The organism is Streptomyces sp. NPDC004752 (assembly GCF_053601275.1).
Map to the genome: position 1 here is coordinate 1 of NZ_JBSGBN010000289.1, position 2,301 is coordinate 2,301.

General features: G+C 64.5%; 1 protein-coding gene. It reads left to right on the top strand.

The window, feature by feature from the left end; genetic code table 11:
- The first annotated feature begins 345 nt into the window (after positions 1–345).
- Positions 346–2,043: a PucR family transcriptional regulator gene (locus ACWEKM_RS46405; RefSeq protein WP_451627345.1), complete on the top strand. Its 1,698-nt coding sequence runs from the start codon at positions 346–348 to the stop codon at positions 2,041–2,043.
- Positions 2,044–2,301 lie beyond the last annotated feature (258 nt).

Consider the following 2,301-nt stretch of genomic DNA (forward strand, 5'->3'; position numbering starts at 1 on the left):
ACCGGAGCCCGACCGACTACGAACGAGACCATCAGGCCGACCCCACAATGGAGTTGGCCGCTTGAAAGATCTCCACAGCGCGAGGGGATTGACAATCTCCTATCCGCCACCGGCGGCGCTGGCTCGGCCGCAACAAGGCCGCCCGCGGCGAACTGCGACGCGGCCTTCCCGTCGGGCTGATCTGGGGCAAGGCCGACGGCGAGATGCGGTCATACTTCCGACCCACTCCCCGACGGCTGCAGTGGCCGCACTGCGTGACAGGTATAGTGCAAGGCAACAACTGTAGCCCCGTGGATTGTCGTTCGCTACATGTTCTTCCCCGGTCTGCGGTGTTACCCTCCGCGAATGACACTCGGCGTGGAGAACAAGCGGCCGCGAGCAACGCTCGGCGGGATCCTTGACGGTCTTGGTGGGACGCTGCTGAATCTCGTATTGGGAAGCCCGAGCGGAGCGGAGCACGTCGGAGGAGTCTCGATCTGGGATCCCGCTGACCAGCCGGATCTGCCGCGGGGGGCCGTAGTACTCGGCGTCGCGTTGCTCGACAAAGAATCGATCGCGGGAACACTGCGGGAACTCGGCACGCGCGAGGCCGTGGCCCTGGTGCTTCGCGCGCCGGTGCCGGAGAGCCAGGTTATCGCGGAGGCAGCCGCGGAATCGGGTGTCGTCGTACTCGGCCTGACCCGGGGGGCATCCTGGACACAGCTCGCGGCGATGCTCCGGTCTCTGCTTGCCGAGGACTCAGTCGGGCAGGTTGAGTCAGCGACTCTCGGCGGTGTCGAGTCCGGCGACCTTTTCGCGCTCGCGAACGCGATCACCGCACTATTGGACGCGCCGGTCACGATCGAGGACTGTGGTTCGCGGGTGCTCGCTTTCTCCGGTCGTCAGGGCGAGGCCGACCGTCAGCGGGTCGACGTGATCCTCGGACGTCGGGTTCCAGAGCAGGCCACTCGGGTCTACCTCGAGCGGGGGGTATTCCGCGAGCTGTACCGCAGCGATCAGCCGGTGTGGATCGAACCCGACGAGCTGGGCGCAAATGATCTGCCGCGCGTCGCGATCGCGGTCCGCGCCGGCGATGAAGTACTTGGCTCAATATGGGCCGCGGTACGCGAGCCGCTGAGCGAGGAGCGTTCACAGGCGCTAGTCGAAGCGGCGAAGGTGGCCGCTTTGCACCTGCTTCGCGTGCGGTCCAGCGCCGATGTGGAACGTCGCCTGCGCAGCGACCTGGTAAGCACCGCCCTCGAAGGCGGTCCAGAGGCCCATGAAGCGATCTCACGGCTAGGTCTTTCGAATCAGGCTGTCGTGTTGTTCGCGCTCGAGCTGCTCGATCGGCCTGAAGATGAACATAGCCTGGCCGTTGACACAACCCTCCAGGCTGAGCGCATGCGGATCAGTGACGCGTTCACTGTGCATCTGGCCGCGTTGAGCCCCCGTAGCGCGTCGGCATTCGTCGGCAACATGACCTACGGTCTCGTGCCGGCCAGCCGTTGCGGGGCCACCGCGGAGGAGCGCGCAGTGCAGATGGCGAACGAGTTCCTTGGCCTGTTGGGACGCCGGGTACGAGCGGTTATCGGAATCGGACCAGTTGCTCGCACGCCGACCGAGCTGGCATATTCACGAACAACCGTCGGAAGGGTACTGCGAGTCCTGCGGGCCCGCAATGGCGCTGGGCAGCGAGCAGCCAGCCTCGCCGACGTGCATTTCGACGCGCTTCTCCTGGAACTCAGAGACCTGGCAGCCGCGCGGGGTGATCGCATCACTGGACCGATCACAAAACTGATGGCCTACGATGCTGAGCACAAGACAAACTTGGTTGAGACACTGTCGGCGTGGTTCGACGCCTTCGGGGACGTGCCCACAGCGTCGGCAGCTATCTCCATCCACCCGAATACTTTTCGCTATCGGCTGCGACGCATCAGCGATCTGGGCGGTGTCAACCTCAGTGAACCGAGCACGCGCCTGGCGATGATGCTTCAACTTCAGATACTCCGTGGCCTGCCAGTTGACGGTCAAGCCGAGGTGAGAGAGCCTCGGCTATCGCGATAGCAATCGACGAGATGGCATTGTCACGTTGGCTGGTGTGCGCGGGATGATCTTGGGGTTGATCGTATCCGGGGAGGGGATCTTTCATGGCGTCGACGCCGCCGTCATACAAGGGCCACCGCTACCCGGCGGATCATCTCTCATGCGCTGTGGCTGTATTTGCGGCGCTGTCACGTTGTTGAGTGTGTGAGTGCCTGACGGTGTGTCGGGTGTGGTGGGGCCGGGTTCCGGCTTTCGTGCTCAGGTCGCGGCAGGCAGGCC